1 protein-coding gene and 1 pseudogene are annotated in these 4,590 nt (G+C 45.8%); both read right to left on the bottom strand.

From position 1 onward, the window contains the following. Positions 1-125: 125 nt before the first annotated feature. Positions 126-662: pseudogene (locus KU855_RS18540) on the bottom strand (cysteine peptidase family C39 domain-containing protein); the annotation flags it as partial. Positions 663-1,168: 506 nt separating this feature from the next. Next, positions 1,169-4,590 (bottom strand): Ig-like domain-containing protein (locus KU855_RS18535; RefSeq protein ID WP_218532757.1); only part of this gene is annotated, 3,422 nt, incomplete at its 5' end.

Raw genomic sequence — 4,590 nt, 5'->3', positions numbered from 1 at the left:
AGTGCTTGGTAAGGGAAAGAAGGCTCATGATAGGGTCTCAGCAAAAGAGAGTATAAGATCACAACGCCATCAAATTGAAAAGCTTTGCCCATTTGATTGGCTAAAATTTGTTCGCGATCTCACCCTGTCTTCCATAGCCAGTGAGATGTTGAATCGTGAAGATATGCATCCATGGCTTTGTCTGAGCGATACTGCTGCTTGATTAAAAATAGATAGCCGACATAGAGTGTTTCCAGCTCCTCTATGGTCATGACTTGCTCACCGCCAGTTTCTGGCAATTGAATGATGACCATATCAGCAGTAACATCGATTTCTCGAAGTACGCAAGCTTGTTTGTCTTTAAGTAGTAGAATGCATGGCAGCATTATTTCATTTATTTGATTTAAATTCTTTCTAAAAAGCTTGGCGGTTAGCCCCGCTCGTGACGCGGCTTGAGGTAGTAAATCCGGGGTAATAAGTGCAGCCGTTAATGGCAAACCAGCGGCCAGTGAATCACTGGAGCAAGGATTACCAAAATATTCGGTTAATAATAACAATGAGTCTAATAATGGATCGCTTACCACGCGTTGTGAAGCGGAAATCGTCCATTGCTCAGTGATGTTTGACACCTGTGGTTGCACTAGTAAAAATCCCTCTTGAAAACCATTGTCTCGACCTTGCATTTTAGCGCTAATTGTTGAAATTATAAAGCTCTGCTGTTGCTATGTTGTGGTGTAATTGCAGGTCTTTCTTGCTTTTTTTGTTTAATAAATGATGCGACAGGGCATTATCTTAATGCTTTCTTACTATGTAATTTCTGCGCCAAAATGTGAGTGGCAGGCCATTTTTGTTACAGGCGCTCCTGCTTAATGGCTGTTGTGTGCACCTTAATTGACTCGAGCAGTTGATGTGAGTAGAAATTGAGTGTTATTGAGTTAAATTACGGGTGACTTTTGATGCGTTTTTTCTTCTTAAACCTGCCACTATAATTTACCGTGAATGGAATAAAGTATTATTATAAGCGATGGACGGTTGTCTTTTAAATTAATACAACATTAACGAAAATTAAAAAGAGAAGTTGAAAAACTTAATCATTGAAGTCAATGCAAGTTAACCCATGAGTTTATCTAAAAAACGCCTATGGCTTACTATAATGGGGCTCGGCATAAACATGCCGAGCCCCATTAAATTACGGCAATTCCATTTGCTTCTCTTCTAGCAGTGGTGTGGAATTGTCGAAATAGCCAGTAGAACCTGCAGCTGTGGCAGACTGGGTTTCTAAGATTAAAGGCCCGTCACCATTATCACCAATAAGACCGTTAATGATATCGAGTTCACTTAAGCCATATTCCTTAAACAAATTCACACCATCTAGAACGATTTCTTGCTCATAATCGCCATCTTGGTCAGCATCGATACTGATCACGGTAGAATCGCCATCTAAACTGAACTGGAAATAGTTTTCGAGGCTATTTTCATATTGACCTTGGAGTAGGTCGCTAAGAATAAGTTTATCTGCTTGCAAATCAAAATCACTGATGTGATCGGTACCTTCATCTCCCTCTTGCCACTGGTAGATATCGACACCGTCTCTATCATCAGATTGTTGAGCGCTAGATTTCTCACTTTCAATATTATCCACCGCATTAGCATCTAATGACCTACCAGCGATAGGAGCTTGGATCGGTTGGCCATTTATATCTACCTCATTAATTTGAATCGTTAAGGTAGAGGATGATGTGTCACCATCCTGATCTGTGACGGTATATGTAAATATCTCTGCGGGTGCCCCATCAGGAATGTCGTTAGTTCCCGCGGTTAAAGTATAGATATAGCTACCATCACTATTGAGTAATAAGGTGCCATACAGACCGTTGATGGTGACTGCGGAGTTACCATTAAACTCTATTGTAGTATTGCCAAAGGAGACGCTGCTTAACGCGGCGCCATCAGCACCTAAATCATCAGGTGCGGTGCTGTTATCACCGTTAAGGATATTTCCTTGGGTTTGTGGTAACTGATAGTTATCACCAGGAACAATACGTGCATATAAATCAAATGGGTTAGCTTGATTTTCTATGGTTTCAATCACCCTTGTAGGGTTACCATCAGGTGTGCTTCCTGATGGGTAGAATCCGAGAATATTGACGGCAAATTGAGTCCCATTAAGGTCAATAATCTGAATTGGATTGAGGACGGTAATAATATCGTTTGGATTAGAGCCGCTGTTGGGGGTTTCGTTATGACTGACTTGAATTTGGAACGAAACCACTACGCCATTAATGGTAAACGATAATGTTAGGGTGGCATCGGCGGTAGTATCATCACCATCGCCAATAGCAGAGCCCGAAGGCACAGAGCGATTATAGTGGGTAAACTCGCCTAATAAGATATCTTGGTTAAGGTCTAGGCTGCCACTCAAGCCAGAACTATTGACGAGGAAGCCATAACCAGACTTTTCGGCTCTAGTATCTCCATTCCCCCCCCAACGAACCTGATCGTTACCTGTGACACTATCCGAGTTATATCGCTCAATGTTTCGTCCACCGTTAAAGTTGCTTTCCCAATTGGCTGAGAGATCCGTAAATGTAAAGCTAGCAACTTCAACATCAATTGAGTCGGTATCAGGCACTGTGGTTTCGGCATCTGGCTGGTCATCGATAACATTTGCAGTAATGGTTGTTTGAGCTTGATCTCCATCAATATCTGTGGCCGTTACTTCAAAGCTTTCGCTTAGAATATCATTGGTTGCTTGTGTATGATCTTGGGCGTCGCTGATCACATATTCATAAGATAGCTTACCAGTTGCGGCATCGTATCCGGTTACGACCAGCTGACCATATTCACCCTCTATGGTGACAGGGAAGTTATTCGCTCCACCACTTTGCCAAACAGTGACATCGACCCCGTTGAAGTTGATAACAACATCCAGTAAACCGTCATTGGCTGTGATAAAGACACTACCCGCATCAGTAACCGTGGCGGCAGAAGCCAAGCCCGCTTCTTCAAGATTCAGTGCATTGGCAGGTGTGATCTCGACGATATCATTATCCGAAGTCACATTGATATCAAGGTTGGCACTCTCTCCAGTATTTGTAGTGTAAGTAATGGTTGGCACTACACCAAACCAGTTGTCTGCAGGAGTAAATGCGTAATTACCATTAGCTTGTAGGATCAGCTCGCCTATACCGGCAATCACAATTGGTGTGTTACTCGGAATAAAGCTTCCGCTAACACCTGCAATCGTAAAGCTCATTACGCTAGAGTTTACGCCTTCATCATTAGTTAGGACATTGCCAATGGCAACGCTATCTTCGTTAATGGTTTGGCTATCATCCTTAGGCAGGCCGGTATCGACAATGGTCACCGTGGCCTGATTGTTGGTGCCTGCAGTAATGTCATCATTATCCGTGCCGGTGACCGTGATGATCACGGTTTCATCGCCTTCGACAATATCATCGGAGAGCGCGGTTAAATCCACGGTAACACTGGTATCGCCGGCCGGAATAACGACAGTGGCTGGGAACTCATAGTCGGTGCCATCAGCGGCTGTGCCGGTGAGGGTGACCGTCAGGGTGGTATCGGTGCTCGATGGCGCCGTTAAGGTGAAGGTGACTTCACTGGTATTGTTAGCGCCTTCTTCATTGATACTGATGGGGCTCGCCGTCACACTCACGGTGGCCGTTTCAGGGTTGGTGCCGGTGTCATCGGTATCGACAATGGTCACCGTGGCCTGATTGTTGGTGCCCGCAGTAATGTCATCATTATCCGTGCCGGTGACCGTGATGATCACGGTTTCATCGCCTTCGACAATATCATCGGAGAGCGCGGTTAAATCCACGGTAACACTGGTATCGCCGGCCGGAATAACGACAGTGGCTGGGAACTCATAGTCGGTGCCATCAGCGGCCGTGCCGGTGAGGGTGACCGTCAGGGTGGTATCGGTGCTCGATGGCGCCGTTAAGGTGAAGGTGACTTCACTGGTATTGTTAGCGCCTTCCTCATTGATACTGATGGGGCTCGCCGTCACACTCACGGTGGCGGCAAGTTCTAGCACTGTTGTGTCGGTGGCATTACCGCTATTACCGGCAACATCAGTGACATTCATGGTGACGGTTAAGGTGCCATCATCGAGGCCTGATAGGTCTTGGCCACTGACGGTGACCACACCGGTGGTAGGATCGACGCTGATATCGGCCGGATCCACGGTAAGGCTATTACCGTTGCTGTCAGTAATGATGATGCTGTTGACGGTATTGCCAGGCTCTACTTGACCACTGAGCGGTACATTGACGGATTCTGCACCATTGACCAGTTCATCACCGCCATCTAAGAAGTTAATGCTGTTTTCACCATCACTATCGCCAGGCGCCGTGGTATCAAGCACTGTGGTGTCAGTGACATCGCCGCTATTACCGGCAACATCGGTAACATTCATGGTAACGGTTAAGGTGCCATCCACTAAGCTCGATAGATCTTGGCCGCTGACGGTGACCACACCGGTGGTAGGATCGACGCTGATATCGGCCGGATCCACGGTAAGGCTATTACCGTTGCTGTCAGTAATGATGATGCTGTTGACGGTATTGCCAGGCTCTACTTGACCACTGA

Origin of the sequence: Shewanella sp. NIFS-20-20 (genome assembly GCF_019209865.1) — a bacterium.
In the GTDB taxonomy this organism is placed as follows: domain Bacteria; phylum Pseudomonadota; class Gammaproteobacteria; order Enterobacterales; family Shewanellaceae; genus Shewanella.
Note: the sequence above shows the minus strand (reverse complement) of the source record. Positions and strands in the feature narration are given on the sequence as shown.